This window comes from Altererythrobacter sp. B11, assembly GCF_003569745.1.
Taxonomy (GTDB): domain Bacteria; phylum Pseudomonadota; class Alphaproteobacteria; order Sphingomonadales; family Sphingomonadaceae; genus Croceibacterium_C.
Genome location: NZ_AP018498.1, coordinates 1974509 through 1989188, shown reverse-complemented (window position 1 = coordinate 1989188; position 14680 = coordinate 1974509). Strand labels below are relative to the sequence as shown.

The window sequence follows — 14680 nt, the reverse complement described above, 5'->3', positions numbered from 1 at the left end:
AGCGGTTCGGCAAAATCATGCCGAAAGGGGATCGAAGGTGAGCATTCTGAAAGGTCGTGTGGCGGTGGTAACCGGTGCGAGTTCGGGCATCGGGGAAGCTTGCGCGCTGGTGCTGGTGGAAAAGGGCGCCAAGGTGGTGCTGGCGGCGCGCCGCGCGGAACGCCTGCAGCAGCTGGTGGAAAAGATCGAGAGCATGGGCGGGGAAGCGCTGGCCGTTGCCACCGACGTAACCGACGAAGCCGCGGTGCAGAACCTGTTCGACAGCGCAGTGCAGCGCTTCGGCACGGTGGATGTGCTGATTAACAATGCCGGCATCGCCGATTCCACCCCGGTGGACGAGATGGAGCTTTCGCTCTGGCATCAGGTGATCGAAACCAACCTTACCAGCGCCTTCCTGTGCAGCCGCGCGGCCTTCCGCGTGATGAAGGGCCAGGGGCATGGCCGGATCATCAACATCGGCTCCATCTCCGCGCGCGTTCCGCGGCAGGACAGCCCTGCCTATGCGGCGAGCAAGTGGGGCCTCGACGGGCTGACCCGCTCGCTGGCGATCGACGGGCGCGAGCACAATATCGCCGCCTCCATCTTCCATCCCGGCATCGTGGCGACGGAAATCGCGCCCGGCGCTGTGAAGCTGCCTGACGGACTTGCGGCCGACCCGATGGATATTGCCGCGGTGATCGTCCACATGGCCGACATCCCCGACCATCTGAATTTCTACGAAGGGCTGGTGGTCCAGAACAAGATCCCGTTCCTCGGGCGCGGCTGAGCCCGGTCCGTGGCGGCGGATCTCGCCTGCTACAACATCGCCGACCTGCGCCTGCGGGCGCAGCGGCGGCTGCCGCACGGCGTGTGGGAATATCTCGAGCGCGGGGTGGAGGATGAGGCGGCGATGGCCCGCAACCGCGCGGCCTTCGATGCGGTGACCTTCCGCCCCCGCGTGCTGCGCGGCGTGCACGCGATCGACACGCGGACCACGATCTTCGGGCGCGAGAGCCCCCTCCCCCTCGCGCTGGCACCGACTGGCGCGGCGGGGCTGCTGTGGCATGAAGGCGATCTGGCCCTCGCCCGCGCTGCTGCGGAGGCGGGGCTGCCCTTCACCATCTCCTCCGCCAGCACGATCGATGTGGAGCAGATCGCCGCCGCGGGCGGGCGGCAGTGGTTCCAGCTCTATCTGTGGGAAGACCGGGCGCTGTCCCACGCGGTGCTGGAGCGGGCCTGGCAAAGCGGTTGCGAGGCGCTGTTCGTCACGCTCGACATGTCGGTGCCGCCGAACCGCGAGTATATCCACCGCAACGGCTTCGGCACGCCCTTCCGGCTCAACGCGCGCAACACGCTGGATGTGCTCACCCATCCCCGCTGGCTGGCCGGGGTGATGGGCCGCTATGCGCTGAGCGGCGGCATACCGAGCCAAGCCAATCTGCCCGACCGGCTGCGCGCCAGCGTCACCAAAGGCGCGCATCCCGGCGCGCTGTTCAAGCTCGACAATCTGGACTGGGAAGAGATGCGGGCCCTGCGGGATCGCTGGCCGGGTAAGCTCGTGCTCAAGGGTATCTTGCACCCCGCCGATGCGGAAGAGGCGGTGCGGCTCGGCGCCGACGGGATCGTGGTCTCCAACCACGGCGGCCGCGCGCTCGATTCCGCCATCGCCCCGCTCGCGGCCCTGCCCGACATCCGGAGCGCGGTGAGCGACCGGCTCACCCTGTTCCTCGACAGCGGCATTCGCCGGGGCAGCGACGTGGTGAAGGCGCTGGCGCAGGGCGCCGATGCGGTGCTGGTCGGCCGCGCCCCGCTCTATGGCCTCTCCGCCGCCGGGCAGCCGGGCGTCACCCGCGCACTCAGCCTGCTGGCGGAGGAACTGCGCCGCACCATGGCGCTGCTCGGCACCCGCAGCCTCGCGGAAATCGATCTCGAACTGATCGGCTGACCCGCGCGGCTACAGCCGGTGATACTGGCGATACCAGTCAACGAACAGCGGCACCCCGGCCTGCACGCTGGTGGTGGGCGCATAGCCGAGGTCGCGCGAAATCGCCTCGATATCGGCATAGGTCCGCTGCACGTCGCCCGGCTGCATCGGCTTCATCTCCAGCTCCGCCTTACGCCCGCAGGCCTCTTCCAGCAGGCGGATCACCTCCAGCACATGTTCGGAGCGATGGTTGCCGATGTTGTAGAGCGCGTGCGGCTTGGTGCTGCCGCCCGCCTTTTCCGCCCCGTCATCGGCCGGCGGATGGTCGAGGCAGGCGATCACCCCGGCCACGATGTCGTCGATATAGGTGAAATCGCGATACATGTCGCCGCCGTTGAACACCGGGATCGGCTCCCCCGCGAGGATCTTCGAGGTGAAGATCCACATCATCATGTCCGGCCGCCCCCACGGGCCATAGACCGTGAAGAACCGCAGCCCTGTGAGCGGCAGGCGGAACAGATGGGCGTAGGTCTCGCTCATCAACTCGTCCGCCTTCTTCGTGGCGGCATAGAGTGACAGCGGGTGATCCACCCGGTCCTCCACGGCGAAGGGCAGCTTGGCATTGCCGCCATAGACGGAGCTGGAGCTGGCATAGACCATATGCGCCACCCCCCTCTCTCGCGCCAGTTCCAGCATGTTGAGATGGCCGACCAGATTGGACTGGGCATAGGCGCGCGGGTTTTCGAGCGAATAACGCACGCCTGCCTGCGCGCCCAGATGGACGATGCGGTCCACCTCCGCATGCTCCAGCGCACTGGCCAGCGCCGCCTGATCGGCGAAATCCAGCGGCAGGAAGGTGAACCGGTTGCCGCCCGCCGCCGCCAGCCCGTCACGCCGCGCCTGCTTGAGAGCGATGGAGTAGTAATCGTTGAGATTGTCGATGCCGAGGACGCTGTCACCGCGCGCGAGCAGAGCCAGGGTGACATGATAGCCGATGAAGCCGGCCGCGCCGGTGACCAGAATACGCATCACACCCCCTGCAGTTAATGGCTCAGCGCCACGGGCTCCCATTATGGCCGCGAAGGGACCCGCCGTGCAATGGGCGCAACGCCCGCGAAAGGCGTCAGATGTCGCTCTTCTCCGGCGCCGCGCTGATGTCGATGAAGTGCCGATCGTAATAGGTCAGCGGTGCCGCATCGTCGCGGTGCTTGGCCGCCAGCAGTTCGCCGATAAAGATCGAATGCGTGCCGAACTCATGCCGGTCGACGCAGCGGCACACGAAGCTGGACTGGGCATTGGCGAGCACCGGCTGCCCGTGCCAATCCTCCCACTCGCCCAGCATGAAGCGCTCCTCCCCCCGCTCGCGGTTGAACTGCTCCGCCACGTCGCGGTTGCCGAGCCCGAGGACGTTCACCGCGAAACCTTCCGCATAGTTCATTGGCTCGTGCAGCGAGGCGGAGCGGTTGATGCAGGCGAGCAGCGACGGCGGATCGAAGCTGAGCGAACTGACCGCGGTTGCGAGAATGCCATGGCGCGCCCCTTCGTGCCGTGTCGTCACCGCATAGACCGTAGCCGCGACGTGGCGCATGGCGTTGCGATAGGAGTTGAGCAGGTCGTCATATGGCTGGGGCGCGGCATCGGTCATGCCTTCTCCATGCGGTGTCGCATCCGCCGGTGCAAGGACTGGCGCAAGGAGCGGCGCGGAAACAGCCTGATAGCGGGCGGCCCCCTTTGGGGATCGCGCCTGCCTGTGATAGCCCGCCCGCAAGCCTAGGAGAGAGACGCATGACAGATCACCCATCCATCGCCGGCTTGCCGCTGGTTCTCGGCGGCAACGTATTCGGCTTCACCGCGGATGAGGACACCAGCTTTGCCATCCTCGACCGCTTTTACGAAGCGGGCGGGCGCATGGTGGATACGGCGCAGGGATATTCGGACTGGGTGCCCGGCCACGTAGGCGGCGAGAGCGAAACCGTGATCGGCAAATGGCTCGCTTCGCGCGGGGTCCGCGCGGACATGCGGATCGCCACCAAGACCGGGATGCACGCCCGGCCCGGGGATCTTGAGCCCGCGAAAATACGCGATGAGCTGCAGAAATCGCTGGAGCGGCTGCAGACCGACTATGTCGATCTCTACTACGCGCACCGGGACGATCAGGTGACCCCGCTGGAAGACGTGGCCGCGGGCTTCGATGCGCTGGTGAAGGCCGGGCAGGTCCGCGAGCTGGGCGCCTCCAATTACGACGCCGGCCGGCTGGCGGCGGTCCACACCATCGCGCATGCCAATGGGATGACGCCCTTCACCGTGCTGCAGAACGAATACAATGTGGTGGTGCGCGACAGCTATGGGCCGACCCTGCAACGGCTCTGCACGGGGCGCGGAATTGCCATGCTTCCGTGGTTCGGCCTAGCCGGCGGGTTCCTTACCGGCAAATATCGCACGCGTGAGGATCTGGCGCGGCACAATCGCGGATCGAGCGTGGAACGCTTCTTCGAGCAAGGGTTGAAGACGCTGCCGGTGCTGGACGCTATCGTTGAGGAAACCGGTGCCAGCATGGCGGCGATTGCGCTGGCCTGGCTCATGCGCCAGCCCGGCATCGCTGCCCCTATCGCCAGCGCCAGCCGGCCAGAGCAGCTGGATGTCCAGTTCGAGGCGCTGGAGCTGGAGCTGAGCGACACGCAAATTGCCCGGCTCACTGCGGCGGGAGGATAAGCTGCCGTCCGCGCGGATGGGTTCGGCCCATACAGGGCCGAACCCTGTGGTCGCTCAGGCCGAGAGCGCGCCGAAGCAGCCGGAACCGGCATAGACGGCGCCATCGCCCAGCTCTTCCTCGATCCGGATGAGCTGGTTGTACTTGGCGAGCCGGTCCGAGCGGGCGAGCGAGCCGGTCTTGATCTGCCCGCAGTTGGTCGCCACGGCGAGATCGGCGATGGTGGCATCTTCCGTTTCGCCCGAGCGATGGCTCATCACCGCCGTGTAACCCGCGCGATGGGCGATCTGCACCGCTTGCAGCGTTTCGGTGAGCGAGCCGATCTGGTTGACCTTCACCAGCAGCGAATTGGCCAGACCCTGCTCGATGCCCATGCTCAGCCGCCTGGGATTGGTGACAAACAGATCGTCCCCCACCAGCTGAACCTTCTTGCCGATGAGGTCGGTCAGCGCCTTCCAGCCTTCGAAGTCATCTTCCGCCATGCCATCTTCGATCGAACGAATCGGATAGGTGGTGCACAGATCGGCGAGATAGGATGCCATTTCCTGCGGGCTCAGCGACAGCCCTTCCCCGGCCATGTCATAGCGGCCATCGGCGAAGAATTCGGTGGAGGCGCAATCGAGTGCCAGCACCACGTCCGATCCCGGCGTGAAGCCTGCCTTGGCGATCGATTCCATCACGAAATCCAGCGCGGCGCGGGTGCTGGACAGCGCCGGTGCAAAACCGCCCTCGTCGCCCACCGAGGTGGAGAGGCCCTTCTCCGCCAGCCCCTTCTTCAACGTGTGGAAGATCTCCGATCCCCAGCGAACTGCCTCGGCGATGCTTTCCGCGCCCACCGGCATGATCATGAATTCCTGGAAATCGATCGGGTTATCGGCATGTTCGCCGCCATTGATGATGTTCATCATCGGCACCGGCAGAACATGGGCGGAAACGCCGCCGATATAGGAATAGAGCGGCAGGCCGCGCGCATTGGCGGCGGCCTTCGCAACCGCCATGCTGACGCCCAGGATCGCGTTGGCGCCGAGGCGGCTCTTGTTCTCCGTGCCGTCCAGAGCGATCATGGTGAGATCCACGTCGCGCTGATCTTCGGCATCCAGGCCCAGCAGCGCGTCGGTGATTTCTCCGTTCACCGCATCGATCGCCTTAGTCACGCCCTTGCCCAGATAGCGACCTTTATCGCCGTCGCGCAGTTCCACCGCCTCGTGCGCACCGGTGGAGGCGCCGGAAGGCACTGCGGCGCGGCCGAAGCTGCCGTCGTCCAGCAGCACATCCACTTCGACCGTCGGGTTGCCGCGGCTGTCGAGGATTTCGCGTCCGTGGATATCGATGATCGCCGTCATGCCGGGCTCCGTTTCATGCAGATGTGAATAGTGTCGCGCAGCCCGTTTCTAACGGGCCGCCGCCTGTTATGCGGCGGAACCTTGCGGCGCAAGCCGCGTTCGATTTGCTGAAGTTAGCGGGTGCCATACGCCGCATCCCGCGTGTATCATCCCGTTCGTCCGCAACCTGAAAGGTGACAATGATGGTCGAGACCGCAGCTGCAAAGCCCACGCCCCGCAAGAAGACCGCCACCACGGATGCGAAGGCCGAAGCAAAGAGCCATTTCAACGCCGCCGTCGACGAGGCTCGCGCGGCCGCGAGCGCACTGAAAGCCGACGCGAAGGAGCGTGCATCCTCTTACCGCGATCAGGCCCGCGCCAAGGGTGATGACTGGACGGTGGAGGCGAAATCCAAGGCCGGCGAACTGGCCAACGAAGGCAAGGCCCGCGCGAGTTCCGCGCTGAGCAGCGTGAGCCGGATGGTGTTCGACAGTGCCGATAGCATCGACGAGAAGCTCGGGCCGAAGTTCGGCGACTATGCGCGCAGCGCCTCGCAATCCCTGCAGTCCACCGCCGAACGGCTCGACAACAAGAGTCTCGAGGAATTGGGCGAGGATGCCCGGCAGTTCGTGCGTGAAAAGCCCGCAGCCGCAGTGGGTATTGCTGCCGTAGCCGGCTTCCTGCTCGCACGCATCTTCCGCAGCAAGTAAGCTTTGCCCGCCCCCAATCGAGAGGACACCCCCGGCGTGATCGGCCGCGAGCAGAACGTGGCCGGGACCGCCGGCAGAGTTGATGCGTTCGGCGTGAACCCCATGCCCGAACCTGAACTCGGCTTTACGCCGGAGCCGGAAGACGATCCCGAAGACTATCTCGGCCATTCGCTGCTGGAAGATGTCCAGGCGCTGATCGACGACGGCAAGACCTATGCCCAGGCGGAACTCAATTATCAGGTCACCCGCGCCGCCTATACCGCCGATCGCGCAAAGGGCGTGGCCATCTTCGGGGCGGGCGCAGCGCTCGTGGCGTTCGTCGCGGCTATCGCGCTGGCGGTGGGGCTGATCATCGCGCTGACCCCGCTGATCACGGCGTGGGGTGCGACAGCGCTGGTCGTCGGCGCCCTTCTGATCGTCGCCTGGCTGATGGCGCGCCGGGCGCTGGACAGCCTGTCCGATATTCAGGCCGCGTTTTCCGATAAGGACAGCAGCACGAGGACCAAGCCGTGAGCGGGATTAAGCAGCGTCTGGCCGAAGACAAAGCGCTACGCGACGCGGCGCGCGAGTTGTTTCTCACGGATATCCAGTTCGTACGCGGAGACGCGCGCGCGCGCGGCATCGGCGGGCGCCTTGCCGATCGATTGACCGAAGGCTCTGCCGACATGGCGGAGGAGGCGGCGGATTTTGCGACGGCCCATCGCAGCGCGATCGTCGGGGCGGCGGCGGCAGCGGCGCTGTTCCTCGCCCGACGGCCCATCATAGAGGTGATGGATCGCTGGATGGCGGAAGATCACACCGCTTAGGGCCCCGCTTCCGGTGCCGACCGGAACCGGACGCCACGGCTGCTCGTTCCGCCAACGACCATCAATTCACACCGGAGAGCCAAAATGACCGAGGCAAAGCGCCAGCAGATCAAGCACAAGGTCGAAGCGGGACAGGCCCGCCTGAATGCCCGCACCGACCCCACGCTGGGCGAGCGCGTGAGCGAGAAGGCCGCCGCCACGCGTGACCAGGTCACCGCCTTTGCCAAGGATCATCCGATCGCGATCGTCGCAGGTGGCCTCGCCGCTGGCGTGCTGATCAGCGCGCTGTTCAAGGGCTCTCCCACGCGCCGCCTGGCTCTGAAGGCCGGTGGTAAGGCTTCCGGTCTGGCCACGCTCGGAACCGAGATGGCGCTGGCCTATGCCGCCAAGGCCATGGCTGCGACCGAGAGCGCGCGTGAAGCAAGCGCGGATACGCTGGAGGATGCCGGGGACATGGTGGGACAGAGCGCCCGCCGAATGCGCCGCGAAGCCGAGCTCTATGCTGCAGAAGCTGCCGACACCGCGCGGATCGCGACCCGCAAGGCGCGCAAAGCCATCTCCCGCGCAATCCGCCATAGCGTCAATTGAGCGGCACCCCCGCGCAGCGCTTGCAGCGCGGGGGGAATGGATTAAGGGTCGCGTGAAACCAATTCACGCGACGAAAGGGATATCGATGAGCAAGCAGCTCCTGCACCTGGTCATGGGCGGTCGGGTAAAGGATCCGCAGGGCGTGGAGTTCCAGGACCTCAACGACATCGATATCGTCGGGGTGTTCCCCAGCTATGCCGCCGCCGAGGAGGCATGGCGCGGCCATGCCCAGCGCACGGTGGACGATGCCGAAATGAAATATGTGATCGTGCACCTGCACCGGCTGCTCGAACCCGAGCTGCCGGGCGCATGACCGGCACCCGCCCGCGCTTCCGGCGCGGGCGGGCCGATCCAATCAGATGAATTCGACCTTCTCGATCAGGTAGAAGCGATCGCCCGAAGGCACGGTGACTTCCACCTCTTCGCCCACCTGCTTGCCGATCAAGGCGCGGCCCAGCGGGGAATCATAGGAGATACGGCCCTTCTTGGCGTCGCTCTCCGCTTGTCCGACAATCTGATAGCGCTGCGGCTTCTCGGCATCGTCGAGCACGGTCACAGTGGCCCCGAACACCACCCGATCGCCGCTCAGCGTTGTCGGGTCGATGATCTGCGCGCGGCTGACACGGTCTTCCAGTTCGGCGATCTGCGCCTCGACCTGGCCCTGCCGTTCCTTCGCAGCGTGATATTCCGCGTTTTCCGAAAGGTCGCCATGCGCGCGCGCTTCCTCGATCGCGTCCACGATCCGCGGCCGTTCCTGCCGCAGGGCCTTGAGATCGGCGGTCAGCTTCTCATAGCCTTCCGCGAGCATCGGCACTTTTTCCATCGGCAATCCCTGTCGTGCTGGCGTACCCGCTAAAGGAACCCTGCCCCGCCCCGAAGAGGCGGCATGCAGCATTCGATTGTCGGGAGATTACGCGCGTGTGTTTCCGCTATAATAGTCCTGCAACGAACGCACTTCAAGATCGCTCGCCCGCACCGTCGCGATAGCCCGCGCCGCCGCGGCCGAAGCCGCCGCCGTGGTGTAATAGGGAACCTTCATCTGCAGCGCCGAAGCGCGGATGGATTGGCTGTCCTTCAGGCTCTGCCATCCTTCGGTGGTGTTGAAGATCAGCGCGATCTCCCCGTCGATGATGCTGTCCACGATGTGCGGACGCCCCTCGGCCACCTTGTTCACCCGTTCCACCGGCAGCCCTGCCTCCGCGAGATAGGACTGCGTCCCCCCCGTGGCGACGATGCGGAAGCCCAGATCGATGAGCTGCTTCACCGACCCGAGGATGAAAGCCTTGTCGCTATCCTTCACCGAAACGAACAGCGTGCCCCCCTCCGGCAGGCGCGATCCAGCGCCAAGCTGGGACTTGAGGAAGGCGGTGGGGAAGTCCTTGTCGATTCCCATCACCTCGCCGGTCGATTTCATCTCCGGGGTCAGCACCGGATCGGAGCCCGGGAAGCGGCTGAAGGGGAACACCGCTTCCTTCACCGCCATATAGTCCAGCTCGCGTTTGATCGGCGGCAGGTCGGCCAGCATCTCGCCAGCCATCACGCGCGCGGCATATTTGGCCACCGGCTGCCCGATCGCCTTGGCGACGAAAGGCACGGTGCGGCTGGCGCGGGGGTTCACCTCGATCAGATAGACGACCCCATCCTTCACCGCGAACTGCACGTTCATCAGCCCGCGCACACCCAGCGCAGTCGCCAGCGCTTCCGCCTGGCGCTCCATTTCGGCGATAATCTCGGCCGGCAGGCTGTAGGGCGGCAGGGTGCAGGCGCTGTCGCCGGAATGGACGCCCGCCTCCTCGATATGCTGCATCACCCCAGCGATCACCACCCGCTCGCCATCGCACAGGGCATCGACGTCGCATTCGATCGCGTCGCGCAGATACTGGTCGATCAGCACCGGACTGTCGCCTGATACGTTCACGGCCGTGGCGATGTAATCGTCCAGCTGGGCTTCGGAATCGACGATCTCCATGGCCCGGCCGCCCAGCACATAGCTGGGGCGCAGCAGCACCGGATAGCCGATCCGCGCGGCCACGGCGGCTGCCTCGTCCCGGCTGCGGGCGATGCCGTTCTGCGGCTGCTCCAGCCCCAGCTTGCCGACCAGCTTCGCGAAGCGTTCACGGTCCTCCGCGAGATCGATCGCATCGGGCGAAGTGCCGAGGATCGGGATCCCCGCATCTTCCAGCGCCTGCGCCAGCTTGAGTGGTGTCTGCCCGCCGAACTGCACGATCACGCCCACCAGCTCGCCGCTGCTCTGTTCGACGCGCAGGATCTCCAGCACGTCCTCCGCCGTCAGCGGCTCGAAATAGAGCCGGTCGGAAGTGTCGTAATCGGTCGACACCGTCTCCGGATTGCAATTGACCATGATGGTCTCGAACCCGGCTTCGGCCAGCGCGAAGCAGGCGTGGACGCAGCAATAGTCGAATTCGATGCCCTGCCCGATCCGGTTCGGCCCGCCGCCAAGGATCACGATCTTGCGCCGGTCGCTCGGCCATGCCTCGTCCTCGGCCTGCCCGAAGCTCGGCGCCTCATAGGTCGAATACATATAGGGCGTGATCGCCTCGAACTCGGCCGCGCAGCTGTCGATGCGCTTGAACACGGGCAGCACGCCAAGCCTGTGGCGCAGCGCACGCACCTCGTCTTCAGACGTGGCGCCGGCCATCGCCCGCAGCGTATCGTGCAGCAGGCCCGAGCGCTTGGCCTGCGTTTCCGCCAGGCCACCCGCCACGCCGACCGACCGCACCGCGAGCGTCGCCAGCCGCCGGTCGGAAAAGCCCATCGCCTTCAGGCGGCGCAGCCCGGTGGCATCCTGCGGAATGCCTTCCTCGCCGATGCGGCGCTCTTCGGCGATGATTTCCTCGATATGGCGCAGGAACCACGGATCGTAATGCGTGATCGCCTGCACATCCTCCACCGTGAAGCCTTCGCGGAAGGCCTGCGCGACCTTCAGCAGCCGATCGGGCGTCGCGCGAGACAGCGCGGCGGTGATCTCGTCCCGGTTCGCACCTTCCAGTTCCACCACGCGGTTGAAGCCGTCCAGCCCGGTCTCAAGTCCGCGCAACGCCTTCTGCATGCTTTCCTTGAAGTTCCGGCCGATGGCCATGACTTCGCCGACCGATTTCATCGCCGTGGTCAATTCGGCCTTGGCGCCCTTGAACTTTTCAAAGGCGAAGCGCGGGATCTTGGTGACGACATAGTCGATCGTCGGCTCGAAGCTTGCCGGGGTGGCGCCGGTGATCTCGTTGGCGATCTCGTCCAGCGTATAGCCGACCGCCAGCTTCGCCGCGACGCGGGCGATGGGAAAGCCAGTGGCCTTGGAGGCCAGCGCGGAACTGCGCGAGACGCGTGGGTTCATCTCGATCACGATCAGGCGGCCGTCCTCGGGATTGACCGCAAACTGCACGTTGGAGCCACCCGTCTCCACGCCGATCTCGCGCAGCACGGCGATGCTCGCGCTGCGCATGATCTGATATTCCTTGTCGGTCAGGGTGAGTGCCGGCGCCACGGTGATGCTATCGCCCGTATGCACGCCCATAGGATCGACATTCTCGATCGAGCAGATGATGATGGCGTTGTCCGCGCGGTCGCGGACCACCTCCATCTCGAACTCCTTCCAGCCGAGCAGGCTTTCCTCGATCAGCACCTCATTGGTGGGGCTGGCGTCGAGGCCGGAGCGCACGATCTGCTCGAACTCGGCCTTGTTGTAGGCCACGCCGCCGCCGGTGCCGCCCAGCGTGAAGCTGGGGCGGATGATGGAAGGCAGGCCGGTGTGCTCGAGCACGGCATAGGCCTCTTCCACGCTGTGCGCAGTGCCGCTGCGCGCGCTTTCGAGGCCGATCTTGTCCATCGCCTCGCGGAAGCGGTTGCGGTTCTCCGCCTTGTCGATCGCATCGGCCTTGGCGCCGATCATCTCCACGCCGTATTTCTCGAGCACGCCCATCTGCTCCAGCGCCAGCGCGCAGTTGAGCGCGGTCTGCCCGCCCATGGTGGGCAGCAGCGCATCAGGCCGCTCCTTCTCGATGATCCGGGCGACGATCTCCGGCGTGATCGGCTCCACATAAGTGGCATCGGCCATGTCGGGATCGGTCATGATCGTGGCCGGGTTGGAATTGACGAGGACGACGCGATAGCCCTCCTCCTTCAACGCCTTGACGGCCTGAGTACCGGAATAGTCGAATTCGCAGGCCTGGCCGATGATGATCGGCCCGGCACCGATGACGAGGATGCAGGAGATGTCGGTGCGTTTGGGCATTATCCGTCCGATGTCTGGGTGTTGGGGGCGCCGAGGCCGGGCACGGCGATATCAAGGTGATCGTGCATGATGGCGGCGTAATCCGTGTCGCCGGGATCCTGCAGATGGCGGAATTCGCAATTCATGCGCAGGTCGTAGAGCCGGTCGACGCGGCGCAGCGCGAGATAGGTGAGCACGTAGTGGCGGTGGGGTTGTTCGCGGCGCCGGACACCTGGAGGTGATTGATCTCCCCCGCTCCGTCCGAAACGACTGCATCATCCTTCAGGCCCGCGCGCTTGCGCTGGGGGATGGACGCTTCGTAGCGGGATTTCAGATCAAAGGAATCGGCCGTGAAGGGCTGCTCTACCCCGGCAAGTTGGCAATCCATGCGCCCGCCGATGGGGCGGTCGGCCGGTCCGAAGGTGAGCGGCCGCCAGAACTCCATATTCACGCGATCGGCGCTGCGTTCGTCCCGCGTGACCCCCACATCGCCGCGGAACAGCAGCGCGCCGCCGAACAGCGGCATCTGCACCGCGTCTTGCGCGAAAGCGGAATGGGCCAGCAAGGCGGGAAGCGGCGTCAGGACAAGGGCAAGGTGAAGCCTGCGCCTCACCCCAGCATCCCCACGAACTTTTCGAACAGATAGAAACTGTCCTGCGGGCCGGGGCTCGCTTCCGGGTGATATTGCACGCCGAAGGCCTTCTTGCCGCTGATCGCGATGCCGCAGTTCGATCCGTCGAACAGCGAGACATGCGTCTCCTCCACCCCTGCGGGCAGGCTGGCGCCGTCCACCGCGAAGCCGTGGTTCATGCTGGTGATCTCCACCACGCCGCCATCCTTGCGCTTCACCGGATGGTTCGCGCCGCGATGGCCCTGGTGCATCTTCACCGTGCGCGCACCGGCGGCGAGCGCCAGCATCTGGTGGCCGAGGCAAATGCCGAACAACGGAATGTCGCGTTCCAGGATCGCCCGGATCACCGGCACGGCATATTCCCCGGTCGCCGCCGGATCGCCCGGCCCGTTGGACAGGAACACGCCGTCAGGCTGCAAGGCGAGGATCTCCTCCAGCGAGGTCTTCGCCGGCACCACTGTCACCCGCGCGCCGGCCTTCACCAGGTTGCGGAAGATATTGTCCTTCGAACCATAGTCGATCGCGACGACATGCGGCCGGGCGTCGTTCGATGCGCGGCCGTAGCCGGCACCGAGCTGCCATGGGCCACCTTCCCAGCCCTCATGCTTCTCGCGCGAAACGCGCAGGGCCAGATCCATTCCTTCGAGCCCCGGCCATTCGCGGGCACGGGCGACAAGGGCGGGAATATCGAAATTGCCATCCGGTGCATGGGCGATCACCGCATTGGGCGCCCCCTGCAGGCGGATGCGCCGGGTCAGCGCCCGTGTGTCCACGCCAGAAAGGCCGATCTTGCCGAGCGAGGCCATCCAGTCCGACAGCTCCTGCGTGGAGCGGAAACTGGACGATTTCGTCACCTCCTCGCGCACGACGCAGCCGACTGCGCCTTCCACCGCCGATTCGACATCCTCGGCATTGGCGCCGACATTGCCGATATGCGGAAAGGTGAAGGTGACAATCTGCGCGGCGTAGGAAGGATCGGTGAGCACTTCCTGATAGCCGGTCATCGCCGTGTTGAAGCAGACTTCCCCCACGGAACTTCCGACTGCTCCGAATCCCTTGCCCCAGATCGCGGTTCCATCCGCCAGAACGAGGACTCCCGTCGCACCCTTGGGTGGCGCAGACGAAGAGGCGGGGTCGGCCATAGGGGCGCTCCGTGAACAAGATTGCGATGATGCGTGCTAAGGCGTGGCGGCTAGACCTGCCCCTCCCGCCCGTCAAGCTGTCGCTTCGCCTTTCACTCCGCTAATATGACACTATGGCGCTGGCAGCGCACCAATGATCCACAGGAAGACTATGCTCAGGGACACCATCAAGCAGGCGACCATTTCCGCGATGAAGGCGGGTGAGAAGGAACGCACCGCCGCGCTCCGCCTGATTGCCGCGAAGATCAAGGATCGCGACATCGAACAGCGCACCGCGGCCAAGCCGATGGAAGATGATGCCTTGGTGATCGATACGCTCCAGAAGATGGCCAAGCAGCGCCGCGAATCGATCGAGATGTACGAGGCCGGCGGGCGCGAGGAACTGGCCGCTCAGGAACGGGCCGAACTGGCGGTGATCGAGGAATTCCTCCCCCAGCAGATGAGCGAGGCGAAAACCCGCGCCGCGATCGAGGGAATCAAGGCCGAACTGGGCGCCGACGGGATGAAGGACATGGGCCGCGTGATGGCGGAGCTGAAGGCCCGGCACAGCACAGTGCTGGACATGGGCCGCGCCAGCGGATGGGTGAAGGAAAGCCTTTCCTGAAGGCGGGCCGCGCTCGACTCGGCGGCCGCGGACGGG

17 protein-coding genes are annotated in these 14680 nt (G+C 65.6%); 9 read left to right on the top strand and 8 right to left on the bottom strand.

Features of this window, described 5'->3' with window-relative positions:
- The first annotated feature begins 37 nt into the window (after positions 1 to 37).
- Together AEB_RS09520 and AEB_RS09515 are read left to right on the top strand one after the other, a co-directional pair.
- Positions 38 to 766, top strand: a complete 729-nt coding sequence (locus tag AEB_RS09520; protein WP_119082978.1) for an SDR family oxidoreductase — start codon at positions 38 to 40, stop codon at positions 764 to 766.
- Between the two features lie 9 nt (positions 767 to 775).
- The gene (locus tag AEB_RS09515; RefSeq protein WP_119082977.1) at positions 776 to 1924 is read left to right on the top strand and encodes an alpha-hydroxy acid oxidase; all 1149 of its coding nucleotides are present in this window, start codon (positions 776 to 778) and stop codon (positions 1922 to 1924) included.
- Positions 1925 to 1933: 9 nt separating this feature from the next.
- Here the strand turns inward: AEB_RS09515 and AEB_RS09510 are convergent, their stop codons facing one another.
- Both AEB_RS09510 and AEB_RS09505 read right to left on the bottom strand, forming a co-directional pair.
- Positions 1934 to 2932, bottom strand: a complete 999-nt coding sequence (locus tag AEB_RS09510; protein WP_119082976.1) for a GDP-mannose 4,6-dehydratase — start codon at positions 2930 to 2932, stop codon at positions 1934 to 1936.
- Between the two features lie 94 nt (positions 2933 to 3026).
- Entirely contained in the window at positions 3027 to 3548 is a 522-nt protein-coding gene (locus AEB_RS09505) for a flavin reductase family protein (protein ID WP_172593050.1), read from the bottom strand.
- A 140-nt stretch (positions 3549 to 3688) separates the two neighbouring features.
- On the opposite strand from AEB_RS09505, the gene AEB_RS09500 reads away from it, so the two are divergent.
- Positions 3689 to 4615 carry an aldo/keto reductase gene (locus tag AEB_RS09500; protein WP_119082975.1) on the top strand — a complete coding sequence of 309 codons (927 nt, stop codon included), beginning with the start codon at positions 3689 to 3691 and terminating at the stop codon, positions 4613 to 4615.
- A gap of 54 nt (positions 4616 to 4669) precedes the next feature.
- On the opposite strand, the gene eno is transcribed toward AEB_RS09500, so the two are convergent.
- Positions 4670 to 5956, bottom strand: a complete 1287-nt coding sequence (eno, locus tag AEB_RS09495) for a phosphopyruvate hydratase (RefSeq protein ID WP_119082974.1) — start codon at positions 5954 to 5956, stop codon at positions 4670 to 4672.
- 182 nt (positions 5957 to 6138) lie between these two features.
- Here eno and AEB_RS09490 point away from each other — a divergent pair, with 182 nt between their 5' ends.
- The 5 genes from AEB_RS09490 (at position 6139) to AEB_RS09470 (ending at position 8352) form a co-directional block, all read left to right on the top strand.
- Positions 6139 to 6645, top strand: a complete 507-nt coding sequence (locus AEB_RS09490; protein WP_119084562.1) for a hypothetical protein — start codon at positions 6139 to 6141, stop codon at positions 6643 to 6645.
- A 3-nt stretch (positions 6646 to 6648) separates the two neighbouring features.
- Positions 6649 to 7158 (top strand): phage holin family protein, encoded by a 510-nt coding sequence (locus tag AEB_RS09485; protein ID WP_119082973.1) that lies wholly within the window; start codon positions 6649 to 6651, stop codon positions 7156 to 7158.
- Positions 7155 to 7451 carry a hypothetical protein gene (locus tag AEB_RS09480; RefSeq protein ID WP_119082972.1) on the top strand — a complete coding sequence of 99 codons (297 nt, stop codon included), beginning with the start codon at positions 7155 to 7157 and terminating at the stop codon, positions 7449 to 7451. The genes AEB_RS09485 and AEB_RS09480 overlap by 4 nt, the downstream gene beginning before the upstream one ends.
- An 84-nt stretch (positions 7452 to 7535) precedes the next feature.
- On the top strand, positions 7536 to 8039 hold the full coding sequence (locus AEB_RS09475) for a hypothetical protein (protein WP_119082971.1): 504 nt from the start codon (positions 7536 to 7538) through the stop codon (positions 8037 to 8039).
- 85 nt (positions 8040 to 8124) lie between these two features.
- On the top strand, positions 8125 to 8352 hold the full coding sequence (locus AEB_RS09470; RefSeq protein ID WP_119082970.1) for a DUF4170 domain-containing protein: 228 nt from the start codon (positions 8125 to 8127) through the stop codon (positions 8350 to 8352).
- Between the two features lie 42 nt (positions 8353 to 8394).
- On the opposite strand, the gene greA is transcribed toward AEB_RS09470, so the two are convergent.
- The 5 genes from greA to carA all read right to left on the bottom strand — a co-directional run bounded on the left by greA (position 8395) and on the right by carA (position 14040).
- Positions 8395 to 8862: a transcription elongation factor GreA gene (gene greA, locus AEB_RS09465; protein WP_119082969.1), complete on the bottom strand. Its 468-nt coding sequence runs from the start codon at positions 8860 to 8862 to the stop codon at positions 8395 to 8397.
- An 87-nt stretch (positions 8863 to 8949) separates the two neighbouring features.
- Complete coding sequence (gene carB / locus AEB_RS09460) at positions 8950 to 12288, bottom strand: carbamoyl-phosphate synthase large subunit (RefSeq protein WP_119082968.1); 3339 nt, start codon at positions 12286 to 12288, stop codon at positions 8950 to 8952.
- Complete coding sequence (locus AEB_RS18535) at positions 12288 to 12413, bottom strand: hypothetical protein (protein WP_269461542.1); 126 nt, start codon at positions 12411 to 12413, stop codon at positions 12288 to 12290. Before AEB_RS18535 ends, carB begins: the two co-directional genes overlap by 1 nt.
- On the bottom strand, positions 12410 to 12880 hold the full coding sequence (locus tag AEB_RS09455) for a hypothetical protein (RefSeq protein ID WP_145985287.1): 471 nt from the start codon (positions 12878 to 12880) through the stop codon (positions 12410 to 12412). The genes AEB_RS18535 and AEB_RS09455 overlap by 4 nt, the downstream gene beginning before the upstream one ends.
- Complete coding sequence (carA, locus tag AEB_RS09450; RefSeq protein ID WP_119082966.1) at positions 12877 to 14040, bottom strand: glutamine-hydrolyzing carbamoyl-phosphate synthase small subunit; 1164 nt, start codon at positions 14038 to 14040, stop codon at positions 12877 to 12879. Before carA ends, AEB_RS09455 begins: the two co-directional genes overlap by 4 nt.
- A gap of 151 nt (positions 14041 to 14191) precedes the next feature.
- On the opposite strand from carA, the gene AEB_RS09445 reads away from it, so the two are divergent.
- Entirely contained in the window at positions 14192 to 14644 is a 453-nt protein-coding gene (locus AEB_RS09445; RefSeq protein WP_119082965.1) for a GatB/YqeY domain-containing protein, read from the top strand.
- The last annotated feature ends 36 nt before the right edge of the window (positions 14645 to 14680 follow it).

Excerpts from the sequence above, each read along its gene's own strand:
- AEB_RS09510 (WP_119082976.1), bottom strand. The coding sequence starts at position 2,932 with ATGCGTATTCTGGTCACCGGCGCGGCCGGCTTCATCGGCTATCATGTC.
- AEB_RS09505 (WP_172593050.1), bottom strand. The coding sequence starts at position 3,548 with ATGACCGATGCCGCGCCCCAGCCATATGACGACCTGCTCAACTCCTAT.
- AEB_RS09500 (WP_119082975.1), top strand. The coding sequence starts at position 3,689 with ATGACAGATCACCCATCCATCGCCGGCTTGCCGCTGGTTCTCGGCGGC.
- eno (WP_119082974.1), bottom strand. The coding sequence starts at position 5,956 with ATGACGGCGATCATCGATATCCACGGACGCGAAATCCTCGACAGCCGC.
- AEB_RS09490 (WP_119084562.1), top strand. The coding sequence starts at position 6,139 with ATGGTCGAGACCGCAGCTGCAAAGCCCACGCCCCGCAAGAAGACCGCC.
- AEB_RS09475 (WP_119082971.1), top strand. The coding sequence starts at position 7,536 with ATGACCGAGGCAAAGCGCCAGCAGATCAAGCACAAGGTCGAAGCGGGA.
- AEB_RS09470 (WP_119082970.1), top strand. The coding sequence starts at position 8,125 with ATGAGCAAGCAGCTCCTGCACCTGGTCATGGGCGGTCGGGTAAAGGAT.
- greA (WP_119082969.1), bottom strand. The coding sequence starts at position 8,862 with ATGGAAAAAGTGCCGATGCTCGCGGAAGGCTATGAGAAGCTGACCGCC.
- carB (WP_119082968.1), bottom strand. The coding sequence starts at position 12,288 with ATGCCCAAACGCACCGACATCTCCTGCATCCTCGTCATCGGTGCCGGG.
- AEB_RS18535 (WP_269461542.1), bottom strand. The coding sequence starts at position 12,413 with ATGAATTGCGAATTCCGCCATCTGCAGGATCCCGGCGACACGGATTAC.
- carA (WP_119082966.1), bottom strand. The coding sequence starts at position 14,040 with ATGGCCGACCCCGCCTCTTCGTCTGCGCCACCCAAGGGTGCGACGGGA.
- AEB_RS09445 (WP_119082965.1), top strand. The coding sequence starts at position 14,192 with ATGCTCAGGGACACCATCAAGCAGGCGACCATTTCCGCGATGAAGGCG.